This window comes from Affinirhizobium helianthi (assembly GCF_042680945.1).
Lineage (GTDB): Bacteria > Pseudomonadota > Alphaproteobacteria > Rhizobiales > Rhizobiaceae > Neorhizobium > Neorhizobium helianthi.
In genome coordinates this window covers 110,636-133,293 of record NZ_JBHUEQ010000004.1, presented here as the reverse complement: position 1 = coordinate 133,293, position 22,658 = coordinate 110,636, and the positions used below count along the sequence as shown (strand labels likewise).

Annotated in this window: 24 protein-coding genes and 1 tRNA gene; 8 read left to right on the top strand and 17 right to left on the bottom strand. The window is 58.3% G+C overall.

All coding sequences use genetic code 11. The annotated features are described in order from the left end of the window. Window position 1 precedes the first annotated feature (1 nt). The 7 genes from ACFSE1_RS04005 to ACFSE1_RS03975 all read right to left on the bottom strand — a co-directional run bounded on the left by ACFSE1_RS04005 (window position 2) and on the right by ACFSE1_RS03975 (window position 6,791). Window positions 2–1,510 carry a TadA family conjugal transfer-associated ATPase gene (locus ACFSE1_RS04005; protein WP_377396837.1) on the bottom strand — a complete coding sequence of 503 codons (1,509 nt, stop codon included), beginning with the start codon at window positions 1,508–1,510 and terminating at the stop codon, window positions 2–4. Between the two features lie 29 nt (window positions 1,511–1,539). Then, window positions 1,540–2,829, bottom strand: coding sequence for a CpaE/TadZ family protein (locus tag ACFSE1_RS04000; protein WP_377396835.1), 1,290 nt, complete (start codon window positions 2,827–2,829; stop codon window positions 1,540–1,542). Between the two features lie 11 nt (window positions 2,830–2,840). After that, a complete protein-coding gene (locus ACFSE1_RS03995) occupies window positions 2,841–3,488 on the bottom strand; it encodes a CpaD family pilus assembly protein (protein ID WP_377396833.1) in 648 nt (215 codons plus the stop codon). A 13-nt stretch (window positions 3,489–3,501) separates the two neighbouring features. Continuing rightward, window positions 3,502–5,061 carry a type II and III secretion system protein family protein gene (locus ACFSE1_RS03990; RefSeq protein ID WP_377396831.1) on the bottom strand — a complete coding sequence of 520 codons (1,560 nt, stop codon included), beginning with the start codon at window positions 5,059–5,061 and terminating at the stop codon, window positions 3,502–3,504. Window positions 5,062–5,084: 23 nt separating this feature from the next. Then, window positions 5,085–5,900 (bottom strand): Flp pilus assembly protein CpaB, encoded by an 816-nt coding sequence (gene cpaB, locus ACFSE1_RS03985; protein WP_377396829.1) that lies wholly within the window; start codon window positions 5,898–5,900, stop codon window positions 5,085–5,087. A 149-nt stretch (window positions 5,901–6,049) separates the two neighbouring features. Beyond that, complete coding sequence (locus ACFSE1_RS03980; RefSeq protein ID WP_377396827.1) at window positions 6,050–6,538, bottom strand: A24 family peptidase; 489 nt, start codon at window positions 6,536–6,538, stop codon at window positions 6,050–6,052. Between the two features lie 64 nt (window positions 6,539–6,602). Beyond that, complete coding sequence (locus ACFSE1_RS03975; protein ID WP_377396825.1) at window positions 6,603–6,791, bottom strand: Flp family type IVb pilin; 189 nt, start codon at window positions 6,789–6,791, stop codon at window positions 6,603–6,605. Window positions 6,792–7,238: 447 nt separating this feature from the next. On the opposite strand from ACFSE1_RS03975, the gene ACFSE1_RS03970 reads away from it, so the two are divergent. From ACFSE1_RS03970 to ACFSE1_RS03940, 7 genes are all read left to right on the top strand, one after another. Next, window positions 7,239–7,604, top strand: coding sequence for a pilus assembly protein N-terminal domain-containing protein (locus tag ACFSE1_RS03970; protein ID WP_377397228.1), 366 nt, complete (start codon window positions 7,239–7,241; stop codon window positions 7,602–7,604). 139 nt (window positions 7,605–7,743) lie between these two features. Then, on the top strand, window positions 7,744–8,373 hold the full coding sequence (locus tag ACFSE1_RS03965) for a TadE/TadG family type IV pilus assembly protein (protein WP_377396823.1): 630 nt from the start codon (window positions 7,744–7,746) through the stop codon (window positions 8,371–8,373). Then, entirely contained in the window at window positions 8,373–8,975 is a 603-nt protein-coding gene (locus ACFSE1_RS03960) for a pilus assembly protein (RefSeq protein WP_377396821.1), read from the top strand. Before ACFSE1_RS03965 ends, ACFSE1_RS03960 begins: the two co-directional genes overlap by 1 nt. 152 nt (window positions 8,976–9,127) lie before the next feature. Next, window positions 9,128–10,348, top strand: coding sequence for a phosphopentomutase (locus ACFSE1_RS03955; protein ID WP_377396819.1), 1,221 nt, complete (start codon window positions 9,128–9,130; stop codon window positions 10,346–10,348). Continuing rightward, a complete protein-coding gene (locus ACFSE1_RS03950) occupies window positions 10,345–11,358 on the top strand; it encodes an adenosine deaminase (protein ID WP_377396817.1) in 1,014 nt (337 codons plus the stop codon). Before ACFSE1_RS03955 ends, ACFSE1_RS03950 begins: the two co-directional genes overlap by 4 nt. 84 nt (window positions 11,359–11,442) lie before the next feature. Next, a complete protein-coding gene (gene upp, locus ACFSE1_RS03945) occupies window positions 11,443–12,072 on the top strand; it encodes a uracil phosphoribosyltransferase (protein ID WP_377396815.1) in 630 nt (209 codons plus the stop codon). Window positions 12,073–12,177: 105 nt separating this feature from the next. Continuing rightward, entirely contained in the window at window positions 12,178–12,696 is a 519-nt protein-coding gene (locus tag ACFSE1_RS03940; protein ID WP_377396813.1) for a TIGR02281 family clan AA aspartic protease, read from the top strand. A 164-nt stretch (window positions 12,697–12,860) separates the two neighbouring features. On the opposite strand, the gene deoA is transcribed toward ACFSE1_RS03940, so the two are convergent. The 10 genes from deoA to ACFSE1_RS03890 form a co-directional block, all read right to left on the bottom strand. Next, window positions 12,861–14,168 (bottom strand): thymidine phosphorylase, encoded by a 1,308-nt coding sequence (gene deoA, locus ACFSE1_RS03935; RefSeq protein WP_377396811.1) that lies wholly within the window; start codon window positions 14,166–14,168, stop codon window positions 12,861–12,863. Window positions 14,169–14,172: 4 nt separating this feature from the next. Next, window positions 14,173–14,943, bottom strand: coding sequence for a deoxyribose-phosphate aldolase (deoC, locus tag ACFSE1_RS03930; protein WP_377396809.1), 771 nt, complete (start codon window positions 14,941–14,943; stop codon window positions 14,173–14,175). A gap of 114 nt (window positions 14,944–15,057) precedes the next feature. Beyond that, the gene (locus ACFSE1_RS03925) at window positions 15,058–15,861 is read right to left on the bottom strand and encodes a purine-nucleoside phosphorylase (protein WP_377396807.1); all 804 of its coding nucleotides are present in this window, start codon (window positions 15,859–15,861) and stop codon (window positions 15,058–15,060) included. After that, on the bottom strand, window positions 15,858–16,250 hold the full coding sequence (locus tag ACFSE1_RS03920; protein WP_377396805.1) for a cytidine deaminase: 393 nt from the start codon (window positions 16,248–16,250) through the stop codon (window positions 15,858–15,860). The genes ACFSE1_RS03925 and ACFSE1_RS03920 overlap by 4 nt, the downstream gene beginning before the upstream one ends. A gap of 6 nt (window positions 16,251–16,256) precedes the next feature. Further along, a complete protein-coding gene (locus ACFSE1_RS03915) occupies window positions 16,257–17,228 on the bottom strand; it encodes an ABC transporter permease (protein ID WP_377396803.1) in 972 nt (323 codons plus the stop codon). Window positions 17,229–17,238: 10 nt separating this feature from the next. Next, window positions 17,239–18,342, bottom strand: a complete 1,104-nt coding sequence (locus ACFSE1_RS03910; protein WP_377396801.1) for an ABC transporter permease — start codon at window positions 18,340–18,342, stop codon at window positions 17,239–17,241. A 115-nt stretch (window positions 18,343–18,457) separates the two neighbouring features. Further along, a complete protein-coding gene (locus ACFSE1_RS03905; protein ID WP_377396799.1) occupies window positions 18,458–19,969 on the bottom strand; it encodes an ABC transporter ATP-binding protein in 1,512 nt (503 codons plus the stop codon). 79 nt (window positions 19,970–20,048) lie between these two features. Further along, complete coding sequence (locus tag ACFSE1_RS03900) at window positions 20,049–21,041, bottom strand: BMP family lipoprotein (RefSeq protein ID WP_377396797.1); 993 nt, start codon at window positions 21,039–21,041, stop codon at window positions 20,049–20,051. Between the two features lie 237 nt (window positions 21,042–21,278). Further along, entirely contained in the window at window positions 21,279–21,932 is a 654-nt protein-coding gene (gene msrA / locus ACFSE1_RS03895) for a peptide-methionine (S)-S-oxide reductase MsrA (protein WP_377396795.1), read from the bottom strand. A gap of 46 nt (window positions 21,933–21,978) precedes the next feature. Further along, complete coding sequence (locus ACFSE1_RS03890; RefSeq protein ID WP_377396793.1) at window positions 21,979–22,293, bottom strand: hypothetical protein; 315 nt, start codon at window positions 22,291–22,293, stop codon at window positions 21,979–21,981. A 213-nt stretch (window positions 22,294–22,506) separates the two neighbouring features. Here ACFSE1_RS03890 and ACFSE1_RS03885 point away from each other — a divergent pair. Then, window positions 22,507–22,596, top strand: a tRNA-Ser gene (locus ACFSE1_RS03885). The last annotated feature ends 62 nt before the right edge of the window (window positions 22,597–22,658 follow it).

Here is a 22,658-nt window from a genome sequence, read left to right as displayed (position 1 = left end):
TTTAGTTGGTCTTGATTTCCATCTGGTCGAGTGCTGCCGCCAGGCGGCGCTCTTCATTGTAGTAGCGGGCGCGATCCCAGAAATTCGGTTTGGCAATGCCCGTCGAGACATGGCGGCCGATGAGACGGCCCGCAGCATCTTCGCCTTCGATTTCGAAACGAACCAGATCCTGGGTCACGATCACATCGCCTTCCATGCCAATGACTTCGGTGATGTGGGTAATCCGGCGCGAACCATCGCGAAGGCGGGCGGCCTGCACGATGACGTCCACGGAGGTGGAAATGATCTCGCGCACCGTCTTTGAGGGAAGATTGAAGCCGCCCATGGCAATCATGGATTCCATACGCGACAGGCATTCACGCGGCGTATTGGCGTGGATCGTGCCCATGGAACCGTCATGGCCGGTGTTCATGGCCTGCAGGAGGTCGAACACTTCCGGTCCGCGCACTTCGCCAACGATGATCCGCTCCGGGCGCATACGAAGGCAGTTCTTGACGAGATCGCGCATGGTGATTTCGCCCTCCCCCTCGATATTGGGGGGACGTGTTTCCAGACGCACGACATGCGGCTGCTGCAACTGAAGTTCCGCCGTGTCTTCGCAGGTAATGATGCGTTCATTTGCATCGATATAGCGTGTCAGGCAGTTCAACAGCGTGGTTTTACCCGAGCCGGTACCGCCGGAAATCACGACATTGCAGCGAACGCGGCCAATGATTTGCAGGACCGCTGCACCTTCCGGCGTGATGGAGCCATACTTGACCAGCTGGTCCAGCGTCAGCTTGTCCTTCCTGAACTTTCGAATCGTCAGAGCCGGTCCATCGAGCGACAAGGGTGGCGCGATGACGTTCACACGCGAACCGTCCGGCAGGCGCGCATCGCAAATGGGCGAGGATTCGTCGACACGTCGGCCCACCTGGCTCACAATGCGCTGGCAGATGGAAAGAAGCTGCGCATTGTCGCGAAAGCGGATTTCGGACTCGATTGTCTTGCCGCCCACTTCGATAAAGGTCTGCCCCGCACCATTGACCATGATGTCGGCAATGTCATCGCGTGCCAGAAGTGGCTCCAGCGGGCCGTATCCCAGAACGTCATTGCAGATGTCTTCGAGCAGTTCCTCCTGCTCGGCAATGGACATGGCGAAATTCTTGATGGTGATGATATCGTTGACGATATCGCGGATTTCCTCGCGGGCGCTTTCACCGTCCAGCTTGGCAAGCTGGGACAGGTCGATCGTATCGATCAGCGCAGAGAAGACCTGGGCCTTGGTGTCGTAATAGCCATCGTCGCGAAGCGTGCGCCGCTTGGCGCCTGCGGTTGTGGGGCTGAGTGGCGGTGGCGCAATCGGCTGTCTGGGGCCCAGCTGCGGCGGCGCAGAGCCGACATCCAGTATCGTGTCCGGCTCCGTGCGCCCCATCGTGCTGCTGGAAGCGGGAGGGGCGTGCGCCGGCGCATGGACAGGCGTGGGCGACCCCGCCTTGCCAAAACCATCTTGTCCGCGTTTGCCAAACATCCTGCAACCCAGTTCTCAGTTAAGCTTGCTTACTTGCGTCCAAGCAGCCCCAGCACCATGCCAAGCCCGCCCTTCTTCGCCTTCTTCATCGTGGTTCGTCCCGTCACGACATGCGAGATTTGCGAGAAAATCTCGGCTGTCGGCGATTTTGCATCCATCTCGCTGATCATGCGGCCGCTATTGGCGGCATTGCCGAAAAGCTGCCCATCGAAGGGAATGATGGCGATTGGATCGATCTCAAGCGGCTCCAGAAAGTCGGCGGGTGCAATTTCCGGACGCTTGGGAAGTCCGACCTGATTGAGGATGAGATGCGGAGCCTTGTCGTTGGGACGAAGCTTTTTTAGCGCATCCAGCATGTTCTTCGTATTGCGCAAATTGGCGAGGTCCGGCACCGCCGTGATGACCACCTCATCGGCTTCCGCAAGCACGCTTCGTGTCCATTCGCACCAGGCGTGCGGAACATCGAGAACGGCCACCGGCGCGCTTCGCTGCAGCACTTCGACCACCGGCTGGAAAGAGGTGCGCTCGAAATCATAGGCGCGGTCCAGCAGTGAGGGTGCGGCCAGAAGCGACAGATGCTCCGAGCACTTGGTCAGAAGGCGATCCAGAAACACCTCATCAAGCCGATCCGGCGCGTAGACGGCTTCCGCTATTCCCTGCGCCGGGTCCTGATCGAAATCGATATTGGCCGTTCCGTAGGCAAGATCGAGATCGGCGAGAATGGTCTCGGTGGAGAACAGAGAGGAGATGCCGAACGCGCAGTTATGCGCAATGGTGGAGGATCCGACGCCGCCCTTTGCCCCGATGAAGGCAATGGAACGGCCAAGCGGTTCGGCTTCAGGATCCACGAAGATGGAGGCGATGGCCCCCAGCAGATCCTGCATCTTCACCGGACCAACCAGATATTCGGAAATCCCGTTGCGGATCAGTTCGCGATAAAGCGTGATATCATTGTGCTTGCCGATCAGGATGACCCTCGTCGACGGGTCGCAAACCTCGGCCAGCGGGGCAAGCTCATTCAAAAGATTTTGCGGCTCCGCTTCCGTCTCCAGAATCAGCAGGTTCGGTGTCGGCGCCGCCGAAAACATGTTGGCAGCGGCATCGACGCCGCCGCTGGTCACCCGCATATTGACCTTGGACATGCGGCGATCCTGTCCCAGGCGCTCCATGATCCGGTGCATGACATCGCTGTTGCAGAAGGCATGGATGGAAATTCGCGGCAAGGGACGCAGGGAATCGAGGTCGGCAACGCGTCCCTGCTCTTCCACCGTATCGTCTTGCTCGGCGGACATCCTGATGTCGTACTGGATCGGAGCCATGCCCTGTCCCCTTATCTGCCAGAAGTCGCGTTGGTGCGATATGTGTTGATGACGTTCGCGCGCTGGGCCGCGTCGATCGGCGTCTGAGCCCGAGGACCAAGAAGATCTGTCGGATTATCGATCTGTGCGGCAAGATTGCTTTGCGAGGCACAGCCAAAATTATACCAGTTACGGTTGCCGAAGGTGTTGTCGGAAAGATCTTCAGGCCATTCGCCGCAAGGTCCAGCTACTGCCTTGGTCGCTACGAAAGCCAGCCGTATCGGGGCCGCATCACCGGGACCGCCAGCGGCATATTTGGTCATGATGATGCGCTGTCCGCGAATGCCTGCACTCTGCAAGGTCTTGCGGATATCGCCCGCCAATTGGGCGGCTGCAGCCGCATTCACGGAGCCCTGCGGCAGCTGGATCTGCATGAAACCGGCGGAAGAATTTCTGAAATTCTGGGCAAAGCCCTTGATCGTGTCACGCATGCCGATCGTCAGGCGCGAATCATTTGCTCCGACCGGAATGTCGAGCGTAGTTTCCGCATCGGTCAAAACAATGGGGTGGCGCTGGCGATAGTCCAGCGGCGCGTTCGCCGCAAGCTGGCTATTGCCGCAACTGGACAGCAGGGCAGCAGAAAGAAGCAAAAGGGCCGAAGCATACGGTGTGCGGATCATTCTCGTTTGCCTCTTACTTGTAAATAAAGCCGACCGCACCGTGATAGCGGCCGGATGGGGCCGGCTGCTCCTGGCGACCGTAAAGCTTGTTGACGCGATTGAGAAAATACATTGCGGCATCGTTTTCCGGATTGAAGTTATCATCCGGGCGCGAGAGCTGGTTGCGGGCCACAGGCCTCACAAGATAGGGCGTCGCGATGATGACCAGCTCCGTCTCGTTGCGGATGAAGTCCTTGCTGCGGAAAAGCGTGCCGAAAACCGGAACTTTCGAAATACCGGGAAGACCTGACATGGCCTGACGAACATTATCCTGCACCAGGCCGGCAATCACGATGGAGCCACCGGAGGGCAGTTCCACCGACGTGGAGGCTTCGCGCTTGCGCAGTGAAAGGTAGGTGCCGCCCGGCACCCGCGGTGACGTGCCGTTGCCGGTCGTGACGGAGCCCTCATAGGTCGGCTCGGACACGTTGGTTTCAATGTTCAGGCTGATGCGCCCGGCAGACAGGACCACGGGCTTGAAATTCAGCTCCACGCCATAATTTACTGTCTGTATCGTACGGGAGACCGTCGGCCGGTTGGTGGTATCGTCAACCGTCACATCCTGCTGGCCTGCCAGACGATACTCGCCGCCCACATAGAACTTGGCCTGTTGACCGGAAATGGCGGTGAGGCTCGGTTCGGCCAAAGTGCGCATGACACCGGCCTGCTCCATGGCATTGACGTAGGATGCAAGGCTCGTGGTGCCGATGGAGCCAACCACGCCGCCCAGCCCGCCAACAGCGGCTGCGGTCCCGAGATTGGTGGGGTTGGCGAAGGAAATGCCGCCGCTTGCGGATCTACCATTGGTAGAAACGCTTCCATTGAAACCGAGCTGTTTGAGAACCTGCCTGCTCACCTCTGCGACCGTGACCTTCAGCGTTACCTGGTCTTCGCCCTCGATGGTCAGGAGGTTGACGATCTGCGATCTCTGACGCTCTTCCGCGTAGATCGCAACGCCACCATAGGTTGCACCACCCGTTGCAGTGGAATTACGCGTGGTCGCCTCACCACCCTGCAGAAAGGCACGGGCGAGCTTCTCGGCCTGGGCGGCATCCTGCGGCGTGCGCACTGTGCCCGTCAGCACGATATTGTCCGATACGATTTCAACCTTGATGTCCGATTCCGGCAGAAACCGGCGAAGATTGGCCTGCAGGCCGTCAATGTCGCGTTCCACTTCCAGGTCAAGGCTCACGATTTCTTCGCCGCCCGGCCCGAAGATGAAGATGTTGGTTTGACCGACTGTCTTGCCAAAGAGATAGATCCGGCGCGAGGTGCGCGTCACGGCATCCGCCATGCTGGGATCGGCCACCAGAATATCGTGGGCATCGGCTGGAAGGTCGACCACCAGCGCCTTGTTGAGACCGAGCTTGAGCCTCTTGTGAACGCCGCGACCTGCTTCGTTGATGCGTACCAGATTATCGGAGCTTGCAAAGGCGGGACCAACTGCCAGAATTCCCGGAATATCCGACAGGACAAGGCACAAGCTCAGACCGGCTGCGGCAGAGGCGCGAAATGTTTTCTTCCAAGATGTCACAGGGACCGCTCCTCTAAAAAGTCTTAGCGCTGAACCGAGCCGGTGGTGCTGCTTGCGCCATCGACGATCGTCCCGGACTTGATGACCTGGACTTCGCCCTTGCCGCCGCCAGCCAGCAGGTAATCAGCAAATTGAGTATCCGGCTCCTGCACATCGGCAACGGAGCGCAATGCAAGTGTCAATCTGTCCGCCATCTGCTGCGCCACGGCGATCACGCGCGCCTGATCGGGCGTCAGCTCCAGCGTCGCAGTCGTTCCAATGACCGATTGCGTACCATCTTCGTTTTGCTCGATGCGCTGGTCGATGGCGAGGACACGGATATTGTTGAGGACATTTTCGGTGCTGTAGCCGCCCTGTTCCCTCTTGCGCACCATGATCACGTCCACCCTATCGTTAGGCAGAACAAAGCCACCGGCGCCCGTGGCAACGGAAATCTCCGTGGCGACGGCCCGCTTTCCGCTTGGCAGGATGGAGGACATGATCCGGTTGGAGGAATCCGCCACCTTCTCCGCACGCACCGGTTCACCATTAAACAGCGGAAGGCGCACAACGGCGCCTGTCAGTTCCTCCACGGCCTGGGGGCGGCTGGTTTGCGTGATGAAGCCCTCCACCACACCGCCTTCCGGCCAGGCCATCCACTGGAGGGACTTTTCATTCAGACGTGCGCCAACGGGTAAATTTTCCGCCGACACAAGAACGTTGATCGTGGGCTCCTTGCGGATGACCGCCTCAGCCGATTGCACGACCGTCTGCCCACCCGAAAGCTTCATTGCCAACAGGCCGGCAAGACCTGCCGCGACAACTGCAACGGTGAGAATGATGACACGGGCGGGTTTCATGGCCAATCCTTGAGGAGTCGGTACGTTTGCGCCGACAATGGACTGGCAATGGTATAATTATGGTTAACGTAGAACTTACAGGGATAGTTAAAGAGAGATTAATCCGCGCTGCCTACTGCATGATTATCAAATAATATACGTAAAAATAGTCAGGCCACAATAACAAGTTGGGGCATGGCGAGTAAAGCGCCCGCCGCAATAGCAATGCCATAGGGGATTTTCTTGGCTGTCGAAAGCGAAGGCGGCAACCGGATACCGCGATCCGTCGCCCAGCAGGACTTCCACCGGATGAGGAGAATGAGCAGGGTCAGCAGCCCACCGCAAAACGCAACATTGACCAGAAACACGATCAGGCCCTGGCCAAGGCCGAACCAGAGCGCTGAGGCCGTCAACAGCTTCGCGTCACCGCCGCCCATGACGTTCAATGCGAAAAGAGCAAAGCAAGCGACGAATACGCAAAGCGCCGCGACGGCCGAAAGGCCGATCGCGGTGATATGCAGGCCAGCAAGAAATGCCGCCGGAAAGAAAAGCAGCCCAAGCGCCAGTGAGAGCCAGTTCGGAATCTTCATGGTCAGAAGATCGCTGATGGCCGCCGTAATCAGGAGAAAAATGAAAGCCAATTGGAAAGCCGCTTCCATCGAATACTCCTGTCACACCAAAGGCTCTTGGCGGAATACGGTCTCGATTTTCCGACTGCCGTAATTACTTTGCAGCAGCCGTTGCAGCTGTACTCATCTTCGTAGAGATATTCTGGAAGACGTTATTGAGGTTGTTGCCGAGCGTTGTTGCACCGGCGATCAGAGCGACGGAGATCAGCGCAGCGATCAGGCCATATTCGATAGCCGTGGCACCCGATTCTTCCTTCGCGAAACGCGCAAAAATCTTGGACATTCGTCTCTCCTAACTCCGGGGATCGTAGAACTCAGCACTGCCGACAACTGTTTTCCGCTGTTCGGTGGCCCCAAATTACGAGCAGTGCATTTCCAAGCGCTTAAAAAACGAGGTTACCATCCGGTTAAGAGAAGGTTAGCAACCACAGAGTAAACGGTGAATAAATATAAAGTCTAAAATGCGTTCTAACGCGATTCCTTGAAGCCAACGGTTGCATTTCGCCCGCAATACAAGGGTTTTTAGATGCAGCGCATATCAACGATCACTCCAAAACGATACACAAATCTCTTGGCGCCACTGTCTCAATTTGAAATTCACGCCGAATTCGGCACATTAAGACTTCATTCACCAATAATCGTCATGCTCAGAAACAGAACACCGATTCAGAAGGCGCTATTCATGCCATCCACTTTGCTGGTCCGGCTCACCGCTGCTTTGCTTTTCCTCATGCCGCTTGCCGCAACGGCGCAGGAGACGGCGGGAATCTTGCGCGTCTATATGAATCAGGCGCGCATCCTGAAACTGGACCGCCCAGTCAGCAAGGTCATCATCGGCAACGCGCAGGTCGCCGATGCAACAGTTGCCGATCCCAAAACCATCGTGCTGACAGGTCGCGCATTCGGCGCAACCAATCTGGTATTGCTGGATGCGGAAGGCAATGCCATCGCAGATGAACGCATTCTCGTTTCCATTGATGAAGGAAACACTGTGCGCGTTTTCCGCCAGACGGATCGATCCGTTCTGTCCTGCACACCCAATTGCGAGCTGCATGCCGATACAAGTGCCGCCGCACAGCAGCCCTCCGGCCGTTAATCATTGCAGGTTGTAGAGACCCGTCCATCTTCATGACCGCATCAGGATGTGTCGGTCTGGTGCAAATGGAACGAGTCTGGAAACGGAATCTCAACATAATCCGCCTAGCGTCCAGGTCTCTCATGGAGACTGATGAACGATGTGCCAGAACGCCGGATCTCAATCCGCAGGTTCAGCCCTGACCGCTTCGAAGAGGCCGGGCCGTAGCCTTTGGCGCTCCCAGGACGGGGCTGCGGCAATCGAATTTGCTATTCTGGCCATTCCCTACTTTATGATTGTCTTTGCAATCATTGAGACCTTCGTTGCCTATACAGCGGAACAGCTGGTCACCAACGCGACGGATACGCTATCCAGGCAGTTGCGCACGGGCCAGATCACCGTGGGGCTCGGCCGCTCGACGGATAAGACGAAGGAAGAATTCCGTCAGCTCTTCTGCGACGAGGTCTCCATCATGATCAAATGCTCGCCGGAGGAGATCAAGACGCCGAAGCTTCTGTATCTGGATATACGCAGCTTCAGCACATTCGCCGCCATTCCGACCACGATCCCTCGGAAATCCAATTCACCATACGCGGACATCGATACGACCTCGCTCGGCTACAGTCCCGGCGGGCCAAAGTCGATCAACATGATGCGGGCCTATTATCGCTGGCAGATCATCACCGATCTCATTCGCCCCTACATCACCAATATCCGACCGGACGGCTCCATGCCGAGCGACTTCCTGATCGTCGGCACATCTGCCTGGCAGAATGAGGACTATCCGTGATGGCACGCTCTCCTTCATCTGCGGGCCGCCTCTATCGCGGCATTTTTATGCCGATACGACGCTATCTTGCGGATCGTTCCGGCATTGGTGGGGTGGAATTTGCCATCATCGCGCCGATCCTGATTGCGATCTACATAAGCTGCTTCGAGCTTACCATCGGACTGAGTGTTGCCAAGCGCGTGACAAAGGCAACCGGCACGGTTGCCGATCTGGTCACACAGCAAACCAGCGTCAACAAGGCCTATCTCTCGGGCATGCTCAATGTATCGAAGGCAATCTTCGTCCCCTACAATACAAATGGCGCCAAGATATCGCTGAAGATCACCGGCATCAGCATCGATTCCGGTGGAAACCCGAAGGTGAAATGGTCCTGGGACCAGACGGGCTCACGACCTTACGCGGCTGGCACCAGCGTCACAGATGTGCCGGCTGATCTGAAGACCGCCAATTCATTTCTCGTGCGTGCAGAGCTTTCCGTGCCGCACGAGCTTTTCATGGTTCTGCCCGGCGTGCTCTCCAGCGAAACGCGGTCAATCACCATTTCGCGCAGTTATTTCTACCGTCAACGCCTGGGTGACTCTATCGATTGTGTCGATTGCTGAGGCCGGATCGGGCCCTGCCCGAAGGGGCTCGCTGCGCAATTACGCTTTACCGAAACACCCTGCCGATTATATGAGGGAACTGCACACATCCACCCATGGGTGAAGCTGTGCTGAGATGGCAACCTCCCTCCGGGTCAGATCTGGGTAGATGAATGGCAAGAGCCTTCCTGTTCGTTTTGGATTCTTTCGGCATTGGTGGCGCGCGTGACGCGGAAAACTACAATGATCTCGGGTCCAACACGCTCGGTCACATCGCGGAATTCTGTGCGGCTGGCGCGGCAGATCGCCCCGGTCTTCGCCAGGGGCCGCTGAGCTTGCCCAATATGTCAGCGCTGGGGCTTGTCCATGCGGCAAAGCTTGCCACGGGAGAATTTCCCGCGGGCATGCCGGTCCCAGGCAAGACCTTCGGCCTTTACGGTGCCGCGAACGAGATATCGCGCGGCAAGGATACGCCTTCCGGCCATTGGGAACTGGCAGGCGTCCCGGTCAGCTTCGATTGGGGTTATTTCCCCGCACAAGGGGATGCCTTCCCGCCAGATCTCGTCGAGGCGATCTGCCAGGAAGCCGAACTTCCCGGCATTCTGGGCAATTGTCATGCCTCCGGCACCGATATTATCGCCCGGCTGGGTGAAGAGCATATTCGCAGCGGCAAGCCGATTTGCTACACCTCCACCGATTCCGTCTTTCAGATTGCCGCGCATGAGACGCATTTCGGGCTGGAGCGCCTGCTGAAACTCTGCGAGATCGTTCGTCGGCTCCTCGATCCGCTGAACATCGGGCGTGTTATCGCCCGTCCCTTCCTCGGTGAAACACCGCAAACCTTTGAACGTACAGGCAACCGGCGCGATTATTCGGTATTGCCGCCGGAACCCACCCTGCTGGACCGGCTCGTCTCGTCCGGGCGAAAGGTCCACGCCGTCGGCAAAGTGGGCGACATCTTCGCGCATCAAGGCGTAACCCGCGTCATCAAAGCCAATGGCAATATGGCGCTCATGGATGCAACGCTGCAGGCTATGGATGAAGCGGAAGATGGCGATCTGGTCTTCACCAATTTCGTCGATTTCGACATGATTTACGGCCATAGGCGCGATGTGGCAGGCTATGCCGCCGCCTTGGAGGCATTCGACCGGCGGCTCGGCGAGGTCAGCCGCAAGCTTCGCCCGGGTGACCTTCTCGTGATGACTGCCGATCACGGCTGCGACCCGACCTGGAGGGGCACGGACCACACCCGCGAGCGCGTGCCGGTTCTCGCATTCGGGCCGGGCATTCCACCGCGCTCCATCGGCCTTCGCAGCACATTTGCCGATATTGGCGAAACAATTGCAAACCATCTCGGCATTGCTCCGGGAAAGCACGGACGGAGCTTCCTTTGACGGCAAATCTGCTGAAAGCCGAAATTCACTGCCATATTGAAGGTGCAGCCCCGCCCGCGCTGGCGCTGGCGCAGGCGCAACGCTACGGCGTCGATCCGGCAAGCTTCATGCAGGGCGATGGCTATGCCTGGACGGATTTTGCCGAATTCATCGAAGCCTATGATCGCGTGGCCGCACTGTTCCGGACGCGTCAGGACTACGCTCTTCTCACCGAAACCTATCTGGCGGAACTCGCCGCCGCCAACACGATCTATAGCGAAATCATCATCTCGCCGGACCATGGCGACCGGATCGACCTGGGCGCGGATGCCTATCTGGACGGTATCTGTGAAGGCATTCACGCCGCCGAAGAGAAGCATGGCATCGTGACCCGCATCATCGTGACGGGCGAGCGGCATTTCGGCCCGGAAAGCGTCATCAATGCTGCACGCTATGCCGCCAAATGCCGAAACCCTCTGGTCACGGGCTTCAATCTGGCCGGCGAAGAGCGGATGAACCGGGTAGCAGATTATGCGCCAGCCTTCGATATCGCGCGGGATGCGGGCCTTGGTCTCACCATTCATGCGGGGGAAGTGTGCGGTGCCTTCAGCGTGCGCGATGCTCTCGATCTGGTGCGTCCGGCGCGCATCGGTCATGGCGTTCGCTGCATTGAGGATTCAGAACTCGTGCAGCGGCTGGTGGAGGAAAAGGTGGTTCTGGAAGTCTGCCCCGGCTCCAACGTCGCACTGAATGTCTTCCCGGATTTCGAAAGCCACCCGCTGGCGCAGCTGGTGGCGGCTGGCGTGCGCGTCTGCATCAATTCCGATGATCCACCCTTCTTCCGCACTTCGCTTGCACGCGAATATGAAGTGGCGGCCTCGATCATGAACTTCTCCACCGCTCAGATTAACCGGATGACGCGAACCGCGCTTGAAAGTGCCTTCGTGGATGAAGCGACACGGCAGGCTCTGCTTGCCCGGTTCGACAAAGCAGTTGATGCGGTTGGGGATCGTGACACAAACCTGGCCTGAGGGCGCCTTGAGCGCTTGCGGTATGCCGCGTTTCCGTAGATGAAGAGAGAATAAGAGAAATAAGAAGAGCGAAGGCAGGTTCTCATGGACGGCGTGACAGTGATCGATCATCCGCTGGTGCAGCACAAGCTGACCATCATGCGGCGCAAGGAAACCTCGACATCGAGCTTCCGTCGCCTGCTGCGGGAAATTTCCACCCTGCTGTGCTACGAGGTCACGCGTGATCTCGAGCTGACGATGGAAACCATCGAAACACCGCTCACCGAAATGCAGTCTCCCATTCTGGAAGGCAAGAAGCTGGTCTTCGCCTCCATTCTGCGTGCCGGAAACGGCCTGCTGGAAGGCATGCTGGAACTGGTGCCAGCCGCGCGCGTGGCGCATGTGGGCGTCTATCGCGATCATGAAACGCTGCAGGCGGTCGAATATTATTTCAAGGCGCCGGAAGCGCTGTCGGAACGTCTGGTCATCGTTGTGGATCCCATGCTGGCCACCGGCAACTCGTCCATTGCAGCCATCGAGAAACTGAAGGAGCGCGGAGCGAAGAATATTCGCTTCCTCTGCTTGCTGGCAGCGCCCGAAGGCATTCGCAATTTCCGTGAAGCCCATCCGGATGTACCGATCTTCACGGCCTCCATCGACAGCCATCTGAACGAGAAGGGCTATATCATGCCTGGTCTCGGCGATGCTGGCGACCGGATGTACGGCACAAAGTAAGCCTGCCTTAACCCTATTGCCAAGGATGCCCGGCGCGTAAGCGGCCGGGCATTTTCCATTCAGCCTTTCCGCGACATTCTGGCAGCATCTTCATCCGGATGTCTCATGCTGCGCCCTCTCCTGTTTTTCGTCTGCATCGCCATAGTCGCCTCCCAGGTCCCCTACCTGATGCGATATGAAACCGCTTCGCCCGACATCGTGGACGCCCCGCAGCAGACCATGGAGATTTCCGTCGCGCCCGGAAAGGCTGGTGGCGGATCGGTTCTGCTCAGCGCAGATGCACGCGGCCATTTCCGGGGAAATTTCAAGCTGAACGGCAAAACGGTGGAGGGCATGATCGATACCGGCGCCAGTTCCATCGCCATCAACGAAACCACGGCCCGCCGCCTCGGCTTCACCGGAAATGCGCTGGATTACCGCCATTCGATTGGTACAGCGAATGGCACGACCAAGGCCGCCCTCGTCAGGCTTGAGCGGGTCGAGATTGGCGCGATTCGCGTCCGTAATGTGGACGCCATGGTGCTGAAGGACGAATCCCTGTCTGGCACGCTGATCGGCATGACCTTCCTGAAACGGCTCTCCGCCTTTCAGGTCGAAGGCTCATCCATGCGCCTCACACCATAGAGCGTTGCCGTATCGAACAGAACAGAACACAACTACTCTTTGTTATGACGCATTTCCGGACGGAAAACCGCCGCACACTTTTCCTGAAAATGCTCTAACTCTTTGTTATGACGCGTTCCCGGTCGGAAAACCGCTGCACACTTTTCTCAGGTAAATGCTCTCACTCAGCTTATCTTCTTCGCAACGACAGGACGCGCCAGCACCGGAACATCACTCAGCGTGTAAAGACCGGCAACCCGTGCGGCTGCGCGGTCAGCGGATTCCTGATCGGCCGCATGAACATAGGCAATGGGCTCGCCCTTCTCGACCCTTGTTCCGAGCGGAAGAATGCGATCCAGCCCGACGCGGTGATCGATCTCGTCGGAGGGGCGAAGACGTCCGCCACCCAGCTCGACGATGGCAAGGCCAATGCCGCGTGTGTCGCAGGCTGCGAGGTACCCCGCTTCCGGGGCGGTCACGGCGGTGATGAAGGGAGCGCGGAACATGTGATCCTGCGGGTGACGCACGAAATCCATCGGGCCGCCCAGCGCATGCACCATGCGCGCGAAGCTCTCCAATGCGCGACCGGTGGTCACGGCTTTCTTCGCCTTTTCGCGGCCTGCTTCAAGGCTATCCACCACACCCACCTGCAGAAGCATTTCCGCTGCAAAGGCAAGTGTTACGGTCTCAATCCGCGTGCCTTCCTTCTTGCCTTCCAGGAACTCGACGCAGTGAACCACTTCCAGCGCATTGCCCGCCGCATCGGCGAGAGGTTCGTTCATATCGGTCAGCATGGCGGACGCCCTGACCCCGGCGCCGTTGGCCACTTCCACCAGCGCCTTGGCCAGCGCCTCGGCGTCATCGGGTTTCTGCATGAAGGCGCCATTGCCAAACTTCACATCCAGCACCAGGCTATCCAGCCCTTCCGCCAGCTTCTTGGAAAGGATGGACGCGGTAATCAAGGGGATGGAGTCCACCGTGGCCGTCACATCGCGAACGGCATAAAGGCGGCGATCGGCAGGCGCCAGACTGCTCGTCTGGCCGATGATGGCGCATCCGACATCCTTGATCGTCTTTTGCAGCATCTCCGTGCTGGGCATGATCTGGTAGCCGGGGATGGATTGCAGCTTGTCCAGCGTGCCGCCCGTATGGCCGAGCCCCCGCCCGGAAATCATCGGCACGGAAAGGCCACAGGCCGCGGCAATGGGGGCCAGCATCAGGGACACATTGTCGCCCACGCCGCCTGTCGAATGCTTGTCACACAGCGGTCTTGTGCGTTCCCATTGCAGAATCTCACCGGAATCGCGCATGGCAAGCGTCAGCGCAATGGTTTCCTCACGGCTCATTCCCTGAAAAAACACAGCCATGGCGAAGGCAGCAACCTGCCCTTCGGTCATGGTCTCGTTCGTCAGCGCTGCGATGAGTTCGCGGATTTCCTCGACGGAAAGGGTTTGGCCGTCACGCTTGCGACGAATGATTTCCTGCATCAGCATGGGCTTAGTATCCGCTCGATGGGCGTGGAGCGCTCGATCCGTTGAGCACCGCCTGAATATCGTCCAGAAGGCCGGATGCGCCAAAGCGGAAGGTGGACGGCATCAACCAGTTTGCGCCCATGATTGTCTCGGCAAGCCTGAGGTAAAGATCGGCATCCGCAACGGTGGATATGCCTCCGGCGGGCTTGAAACCAACCTTCCGGCGACTGTCGCGAATGGCTTGCAGCATGATATCCGCGGCCTCCAGAGTGGCATTGACCTGCACCTTGCCGGTGGAAGTCTTGATGAAATCCGCGCCCTCGGCAATTGCCAGCTCCGAGGCCCGACGGATCAGACCAGCCTCTTTCAGCTCGCCGGTTTCCAGAATGACCTTCAGGCACGCCTTGGGGCAGGCTGCGCGCACGGCACGCACCATCTCGCTCACGCTTGCCTCATCGCCGGCCATGAACTTCTGGTAGGGGATCACGAGATCGATCTCGTCCGCACCGTCTTCAATCGCCTTGCGGGTTTCCGCAACGACAGTCTCCACGGCAAGATTGCCGGAGGGGAAATTCACCACGGTTGCGATGCGGACAGGGCTGGAGCTGCCAAGAATGCCACGCGCCTGCGCCACAAAGCGCGGCCAAATGCAGATGGCCGCGCTATGGCCGTTCGGTCCCTGTGCGCGTTTGCACAGCGTTTCAATCGCGCCGGAATCGCAGTCATCGCGCAGGTTGGTCAGATCAAGTAGTGACAGCGCAAAAGCGGCAACCTCACGCGGGCTCAGCAGTTCCATGGTGATCCCTCCCGGCTTCGTCGGAGAATGCATTTTTAACCTTTAATCGATTAGGCGCGCAACCCGGTGCGCTTGGGGACTAAGACGACTTCACTCAGTCAGCGAAGTCACAGTTCAGGCGAGTTGTTCCTGTCCGAACATCAGTTTTAGAATTTCGGCCAGCCGCTTTCCACCCTTCGGCGCCATTTCCTTTGTCTCTTCATGCGACAATTCGTTTCCGGTCATGCCCGCTCCATAATTGGTGATGACGGAGCAGGCAGCAACCCGCAAGCCCACATGCCGGGCCAGGATCACCTCCGGCACGGTGGACATGCCAACGGCGTCCGCGCCCAGAAGCCGGGCCATGCGGATCTCTGCGGGCGTCTCGAAGCTGGGACCAGAGAACCACATGTAGACGCCCTGGAAGAGGGGCGTTCCCGCCCGGATCGAGGCGTTGCGAATGCTGAGAGATAGCGCTTCGTCATAGGCGTTGGTCATGCCCACGAAGCGGCGATCCCCGCCGGTCCCGATCAGCGGGTTCATGCCGGAAAAGTTGATATGGTCGGTCAGCTGCATCACCGAGCCGGGCGGCATGTCTTCACGCAGCGATCCGGCGGAATTGGTCAGGATGAGCGATTGAACACCCAAACCCTGCAGCACTTCGATGGGAAAGCGCATGGCCGCCGCATCGCCATACTCATAGTAATGGGCACGACCGGACAGCATGATGACAGGGTGCTTCCCCAGAATGCCCGCCACCAGTTCGCCAGCATGTCCCGTCACACCGCTCATCGGGAAACCGGGCAGTTCCGAATAGGAGAGGCGGATCGGATCGGCGATTTCGCTGACCAGCGAGCCAAGCCCGGAGCCTAGAACAATGGCGTGACGCGGCATCAGGCCGTCGAAGCGATCGACCAGAAGATCGATAACCGATTTCATCCGAGGATCTCTGTCTTGAAGGAGAATGGTAGCAGTTCTTCCATCGTCATGGTCTTTTGAACGCCCACTTCATCGCAGAGGTAAACCCGCGTGTCGGGCCCGGCGAATTCTGCGATCTTCTGGCGACAGCCGCCACAGGGCGGGCATAGTGCCAGCTTTTCCGCGATTACGGCCATTTCCACGATCTTGCGACCGCCGCCCATGACCATGTTGCCAATGGCGGTCGGCTCGGCGCACCAGCCTTGCGGGAAGGACAGGTTCTCGATGTTTGCGCCCACATAGACCTTGCCGTCATCGGCGCGGATCGCCGCGCCGACCGGAAACTTGGAGTAAGGCGCATAGGCCTTCGACATTGCATCGCGTGCCGCTTCGAAAAGATCGTGGGACATGAAAACTCAACGCTCCTTCGTATAGGGCACGCCACCGGCCTTGGGCGGATGCGCGATGCCAATGAAACCTGCCAGCAGAATGCAGGTGAGGATGTAGGGCAGCGCCTGGAAAATCTGTACCGGAACTTCACCGATTCCCGGCACGGCCTTGCCCTGCATGAAGTTGGCAAAAGCATCGAGGAAACCGAACAGGAGGCAGGCAAACATCACCGGAACCGGCTTCCACTTGGCAAAGATGAGGGCCGCAAGCGCGATATAGCCCTTGCCCGCCGACATATCCTTGATGAAGGCAGCCGACTGCGCAATCGCGAGATAGGCACCGGAGAAGCCGCAGAGGAAGCCTGCGACGATGACCGCGCGATAGCGAAGCCAGGTGACGGAAATGCCTGCCGTATCGACGGCGCCGGGATTTTCCCCCACGGCACGCAGGCGCAGGCCGAACCGGGTGCGGAAGAGAACCCACCAGGAAATCGGCACGGCCGCAAAGGCAAGATAGGTCAGAATATTGTTGCCGGAAATGACATTGGCATAGAGCGGTCCAATGAAGGGCACATCTCGCATGGCATCTGCAAAGGGCAGGATGATCGGCGAAAAGCGTGCGTCACCCGCAAGCTGGGGCGTTCGGCCGCCCTGTCCGAACCAGGCTTGCCCCAGAACGATGGTCAGGCCCGCTGCCACGAAGTTCAGCGCCACGCCGGAAACGATCTGGTTGCCGCGATTGGTGATCGAGGCAAAGCCGTGGATCAGCGAAAAGAAGATGGAAACGCCAATGCCGCCCAGAAGGCCGAGCCAGGGGTTTCCGGTCACATAGGCAACACAGGCGGAGGCAAAGGCCGCAGCCAGCATTTTTCCTTCCAGGCCGATGTCGAAGACACCCGCACGCTCGGAAAACAGACCCGCAAGGGCGGTGAACAGCAAGGGGATCGACAGACGCACTGTCGAGCCGAGGATACTGACGACGATATCGAAGAAATCCATGACGTCCTCCTCAGGCTCGTTTGAAACGCTGGTACAGCGTTACCATGGCCGGCCGGAACATATATTCCAGAGCACCGGCGAAAAGGATCACCAAACCCTGGATCACCACGATCATTTCACGGGTAATATTGGGCATCTCGAAAGAAAGATCGGCGCCCCCCTGATAGAGAATGCCGAACAACAGCGCCGCAAAGATGATCCCCACCGGATGACTACGGCCCATGAGTGACACCGCGATGCCGACAAAGCCTGCCCCGCCGACGAATTCCACCTGAAGACGGGCCGAGGCTCCCATGACCGGATTGAGCGCCATCATGCCCGCGAGACCGCCGGAAATGAGCATGGCGATGATGACCGTGCGCGAATAGGGAATGCCCGCATAGACGGCCGCCGAGGGGCTGATGCCGAGCGTACGCATTTCATAGCCAAGCTTGGTGCGCCAGATCAGCAGCCAGACGAGGAAGCACATCACCAGTGCAATGATGAAGGAGACATTGAAGGGCGCAGGGCCGAGCTTCGCCCCAAAGAGCGCCATCAGCCAGTCCAGCTTCGGCAATTGCCCGCCCGGCAGGAAGGTGCGTGTTTCCGGCGCCATCTTGCCCGGAACGATGAACACATTCACCAGCAGATACACCATCAGGGCCGCAGCGATGAAGTTGAACATGATGGTAGTGATGACGACATGGCTGCCGCGCTTGGCCTGAAGCCAGGCGGGAATAAAGGCCCAACCGGCACCAAAAACCGCAGCGCCGATCACGGCAAACGGCATGGTTACATACCAGGGCACATAATGATCGAGCGAAAGCGCTACGAGTGCTGCACCCAGACCCCCAATATAGGCCTGCCCCTCGGAACCGATATTGAACAGACCTGCGTGGAAGGCCACCGCCACGGAGAGGCCGGTGAAGATAAAGCTTGTGGTGTAGAACAGCGTGAAGCCGATCGCATCGCCACGGCCGAGCGCGCCTTCGACGAGAAGCCTCAGCGCCTCGATCGGGTTCTCGCCAATCCACCAGACAACGACGCCGGAAATGAAAAGGGCCACGATCAGATTGAGCAGCGGCATCAATCCGAAGGTGATCCAGTTAGGCAGAGGTACCGACGCGGTGCTCATGGGCAGTTTGTCCTGAAAAGCAAAAGCCCGTGGGAAGTCACGTCCGCGCCCGACGGCTCATTGCTGAAAATGAAAATTGTGATGGAGCCAGGCTCCGAAAAACGGCTTTTCCCGCTCATGCGGCAATCCCTGCCATCATCAGGCCCAGCGTCTGCTCGCCCGTATCGGCGGTCTTCTCGCCCACAACCTTGCCTGCAAACATCACAATGATGCGGTCGGACAGGGAGCGGATTTCGTCAAGCTCGACAGAAACCAGAAGAACGGCTTTCCCGGCATCGCGCATATCCACGATACGGCGATGAATGAATTCGATAGCGCCGATATCGACACCGCGTGTCGGCTGGCCAATGATCAGTGCCTTCGGGTCGCGCTCGATCTCGCGCGCCACCACGATCTTCTGCTGGTTACCGCCAGAGAAGTTGGCCGTTTTCAAATGCGGGTTCGGCGGGCGAATATCGTATTTCTCGATCTTCTCCACGGCCTCGGCTTCAATGGCCTTCAGATCGAGCAGCGCACCTTTGCCGTATTTCGGATCGCGGTGATAGCCGAGCACCGCGTTTTCATATTCTTCGAATTTCAAGACGAGGCCCATGTGGTGCCGGTCTTCCGGAATGTGGGCAAGACCCAGCTCCCGAAGACGCGCCGGATCGGACCCGGCTATGGGTTTGCCATCGATCAGGATTTCCCCGGAAGAGGGTTTTCGAATTCCGGCTATGGCCTCCAAAAGTTCCGACTGACCATTTCCGGCCACGCCCGCAATGCCGACAATCTCCCCTTCCCGCACATCGAAGGAAACATTATCGACCATGATGACGCCGCGGCTGTCCTTCACCGTCAGGTTCCTGACTGACAAGAGCACCTTGCCGGGTTTGGCTTCGCCCTTCTCCACGCGCAGAAGAACACGACGGCCCACCATCAGCTCTGCCAGCTCTTCCACGGTCGTTTCAGCGGTCTTGCAGGTGGCAACCATCTCGCCGCGCCGCATGACGGAGACCTCATCGGTGATGGCCATGATCTCGCGCAGCTTGTGCGTGATGAGAATGATCGTCTTGCCCTGGTCGCGCAGCACCTTCAGCACTTTGAACAGGTGATCGGCTTCGGCCGGTGTCAGAACGCCGGTCGGCTCATCGAGGATCAGAATATCCGCGCCACGATAGAGCGCCTTCAGGATCTCCACACGCTGCTGAGTTCCAACCGGCAGATCCTCGACAACCGCGTCCGGGTTCACCTTCAGGTCGTATTCGTCCTCAAGGCGCTTCAATTCCTTGCGCGCTGCCGTAACACCTTTGGCCAGCAACTGACCGCCCTCGGCGCCCAGCATGATGTTTTCCAGCACGGTGAAATTTTCGACGAGCATGAAGTGCTGGTGCACCATGCCAATGCCCGTGGCAATGGCTGCCTGGCTATCGCGAATGGTTTGCGGCTGGCCATTGATGCGGATTTCACCGCTATCGGCCTGATAGAATCCGTAGAGGATGGACATGAGCGTGGATTTCCCGGCACCGTTCTCGCCGATGATGCCGTGGATCGTCCCCTTCTCCACCTTCAGATTGATGTTCCTGTTGGCATGAACGGCACCGAAACTCTTGTCGATGCCCACCAGTTCGATCGCTGGATGCTGGCTCACGCGCACTGCCTTTCTTCCCGGAAACCGGACATGAAGAGGGCGTATGATGCAAATGACACCATACGCCCCTTGTTCTCTCTTACATCGGGCAGCTGTTGTCCGACATATAGTCGTGAACCTTGACGGCGCCGGAAATGATGTCCGCCTTGGCCTTTTCAACCGCAGTCTTCATTTCAGGTGTGATCAGCTTGCCATTGTTGTCGTCGAGGGCGTAGGCAACGCCGTCTTCCTTCACACCATTGCTCTGGATGCCGCCGGAGAACTTGCCGTCAGCCGTGTCCTTGTAGGCATTGTAAACAGCCAGATCGACGCGCTTGACCATGGAGGTCAGAACCGAACCCGGATGCAGGTGGTTCTGGTTGGAATCGACGCCGATGGAGTATTTCTTGTTGTCGGCTGCGGTCTGCAGCACACCGAGGCCGCTTGCGCCCGCTGCCGCGTAGATCACGTCTGCACCCTGGTCGATCTGGTTCTTCGTCAGCTCACCGCCGCGCACCGGATCGTTCCATGCAGCGCCCGTGGTGCCGATCATGTTCTGAAGATATTCGATCTTCGGATTGGCCGCCTTCGCACCCTGCGCATAGCCGCAGGCGAACTTGCGGATCAACGGAATGTCCATGCCGCCGACAAAACCAACCTTGCCGGATTTAGATGCCATGCCCGCCAGAACGCCAACGAGGTAGGAGCCTTCTTCTTCCTTGTAGACGACGGAGCGAACATTCGGCAGGTTCACGACGGAATCCACGATTACGAACTTGGTGTCAGGGAATTCTCCGGCAACCTTCTCCATGGCCGATGTCCAGGCAAAGGAGACAGCCACAACCGGGTTGAAACCCTTGGAGGCAAAGTTACGGATAGCCTGCTCGCCCTGCGTATCGCTGGTCGGTTCGAAATCGCGATAATCGGTGCCGGTTTCCTTCTTGAACTTCTCGGCACCCTGATAGGCCGCCTCGTTGAAGGATTTGTCGAACTTGCCGCCGGTGCCATAAACCAGCGCCGGCTTCACATCGGCAGCCAGTGCCGTGGTGGAAAGCGCGGCCATCGCAAGGAGAGTAAGAAGCGATTTCTTCATCGTGCAGCCCTATTATTTTTACAGTTCATCATGGGTCCCCCCGCACGCCCATCAGGGCCTTTCTGCGGATGCCAGCGTTTTTCATTATGCCTGGCGAGGCCTTATCCTTGCATGGCTTCAATCGAAATTCACCAGAAATTTTTCATCTGGTAAAAAAGGCCCGACTTGAAGAAATGCTGCGCAAACTATTGTTCAGCACTGCACAAGAGGGCGGCACCCGCTTCAGCATCGTGCCGGTTAAGCACCCACCGGGCACGAAACGCCGGTGCCGCGCAGACCACAATATCCGCCCGGATTCTTGGCCAGATACTGCTGATGGTAATCCTCCGCATAATAGAACTCCTCGGCAGGAGCGATCTCCGTCGTAATTTTGGAGGTTTTACCGGCGGCTTGCAGCGCTTGCTGGAAGCGATCCCTTGTGGCTCTGGCGGTTTCGAGCTGCTCCGGCGTGGTCGTGTAGATCGCCGAACGATAGGTGGTGCCGATGTCATTGCCCTGGCGCATGCCCTGGGTCGGATCATGCTCCTCGAAGAAGGTTTTCAACAGGGTCTCGTAGCTCACCACGGAGGGGTCGAAGACGACCTTCACAATTTCGGCATGTCCGGTCATGCCGGTTGTGGTCTCGTGATAGGTGGGGTTTTTGGTAATGCCGCCCTGATAACCAACAGCCGTCACCCAAACGCCCGGGATTTTCCAGAACAGCCGCTCGGCACCCCAGAAGCAGCCCATGCCCAGATAGGCCACATGGAGATGGTCAGGATACGAGCCCTTCAGCGGATTGCCGTTGACGAAGTGATGCGTGGCGGTCGGCAAGGGCTCTTCCCGTCCCGGCAGCGCCGTATCGCTGGTTGGCATGACCGTCTTCTTGTTGAACATATCGATGAGAAACACGTGAACCTCCTTCAATATGGCGCATGCGGGCTTGGGGTAAAACTGCTTACATGAGCAGCGGCTCGGGGCGACGACGCCTGTAGCCGATCATCCAGAAAAGAAGCGAAAGACCAAGCAAGACGGCAAATGCCGGTTGCGCAATCACGAGAGCTGCACCGCTGCGCCAGACTTCGGGATGAATGTAGTATTCCACCCATTGCTTTACCAGTGCGAGGCTGGAAGCGCTCAGCGAAATCCAATCCGTCTCGAAACTGGTCAGCGTGACTCGGGAGGACGCAACGGAGGCAATGGAATCCACCGTGCCTGCGGCAATAGCCGCCAGCAGGCAAAGAAGGCTGAGGAAACGAAAGAAAAAGGCCATAAACGGTCCCTTCAGCACAAAAACTGGCCGTGATTTCACAAACTTATACGTGTCTCAGAGGCTTGGCAATCGGGCCTGCAGGGGGGCTGCAAGAGGTTCGGCTGTGGGTGGAGTCATAAATCTTTCAAAAGCGGGTTGATCCTTTGAAAATCATCGGTATATATCCGCCCCGACCGCTGCTTCGCGAAACAACCGTTGCAGCCCTTGGATCAAGGACAGGTGGCCGAGTGGTTGAAGGCGCACGCCTGGAACGCGTGTATACGTGAAAGCGTATCGAGGGTTCGAATCCCTCTCTGTCCGCCATACCCGTCCAAAATTTCTATTGGCGAAGTCTACCGGTAAACCGATGTGATAAGGTGTCCTAC

Excerpts from the sequence above, each read along its gene's own strand:
- ACFSE1_RS03980 (WP_377396827.1), bottom strand. The coding sequence starts at position 6,538 with ATGGAAGCGGCTTTCCAATTGGCTTTCATTTTTCTCCTGATTACGGCG.
- ACFSE1_RS03975 (WP_377396825.1), bottom strand. The coding sequence starts at position 6,791 with ATGTCCAAGATTTTTGCGCGTTTCGCGAAGGAAGAATCGGGTGCCACG.
- ACFSE1_RS03890 (WP_377396793.1), bottom strand. The coding sequence starts at position 22,293 with ATGGCCTTTTTCTTTCGTTTCCTCAGCCTTCTTTGCCTGCTGGCGGCT.
- ACFSE1_RS03965 (WP_377396823.1), top strand. The coding sequence starts at position 7,744 with ATGTGCCAGAACGCCGGATCTCAATCCGCAGGTTCAGCCCTGACCGCT.
- ACFSE1_RS03915 (WP_377396803.1), bottom strand. The coding sequence starts at position 17,228 with ATGGATTTCTTCGATATCGTCGTCAGTATCCTCGGCTCGACAGTGCGT.
- ACFSE1_RS03910 (WP_377396801.1), bottom strand. The coding sequence starts at position 18,342 with ATGAGCACCGCGTCGGTACCTCTGCCTAACTGGATCACCTTCGGATTG.
- ACFSE1_RS03960 (WP_377396821.1), top strand. The coding sequence starts at position 8,373 with ATGGCACGCTCTCCTTCATCTGCGGGCCGCCTCTATCGCGGCATTTTT.
- ACFSE1_RS03900 (WP_377396797.1), bottom strand. The coding sequence starts at position 21,041 with ATGAAGAAATCGCTTCTTACTCTCCTTGCGATGGCCGCGCTTTCCACC.
- cpaB (WP_377396829.1), bottom strand. The coding sequence starts at position 5,900 with ATGAAACCCGCCCGTGTCATCATTCTCACCGTTGCAGTTGTCGCGGCA.
- ACFSE1_RS04000 (WP_377396835.1), bottom strand. The coding sequence starts at position 2,829 with ATGGCTCCGATCCAGTACGACATCAGGATGTCCGCCGAGCAAGACGAT.
- ACFSE1_RS04005 (WP_377396837.1), bottom strand. The coding sequence starts at position 1,510 with ATGTTTGGCAAACGCGGACAAGATGGTTTTGGCAAGGCGGGGTCGCCC.
- ACFSE1_RS03920 (WP_377396805.1), bottom strand. The coding sequence starts at position 16,250 with ATGTCCCACGATCTTTTCGAAGCGGCACGCGATGCAATGTCGAAGGCC.
- upp (WP_377396815.1), top strand. The coding sequence starts at position 11,443 with ATGGACGGCGTGACAGTGATCGATCATCCGCTGGTGCAGCACAAGCTG.
- ACFSE1_RS03995 (WP_377396833.1), bottom strand. The coding sequence starts at position 3,488 with ATGATCCGCACACCGTATGCTTCGGCCCTTTTGCTTCTTTCTGCTGCC.
- deoC (WP_377396809.1), bottom strand. The coding sequence starts at position 14,943 with ATGGAACTGCTGAGCCCGCGTGAGGTTGCCGCTTTTGCGCTGTCACTA.
- ACFSE1_RS03955 (WP_377396819.1), top strand. The coding sequence starts at position 9,128 with ATGGCAAGAGCCTTCCTGTTCGTTTTGGATTCTTTCGGCATTGGTGGC.
- ACFSE1_RS03925 (WP_377396807.1), bottom strand. The coding sequence starts at position 15,861 with ATGAAATCGGTTATCGATCTTCTGGTCGATCGCTTCGACGGCCTGATG.
- ACFSE1_RS03940 (WP_377396813.1), top strand. The coding sequence starts at position 12,178 with ATGCTGCGCCCTCTCCTGTTTTTCGTCTGCATCGCCATAGTCGCCTCC.
- ACFSE1_RS03970 (WP_377397228.1), top strand. The coding sequence starts at position 7,239 with ATGCCGCTTGCCGCAACGGCGCAGGAGACGGCGGGAATCTTGCGCGTC.
- deoA (WP_377396811.1), bottom strand. The coding sequence starts at position 14,168 with ATGCTGATGCAGGAAATCATTCGTCGCAAGCGTGACGGCCAAACCCTT.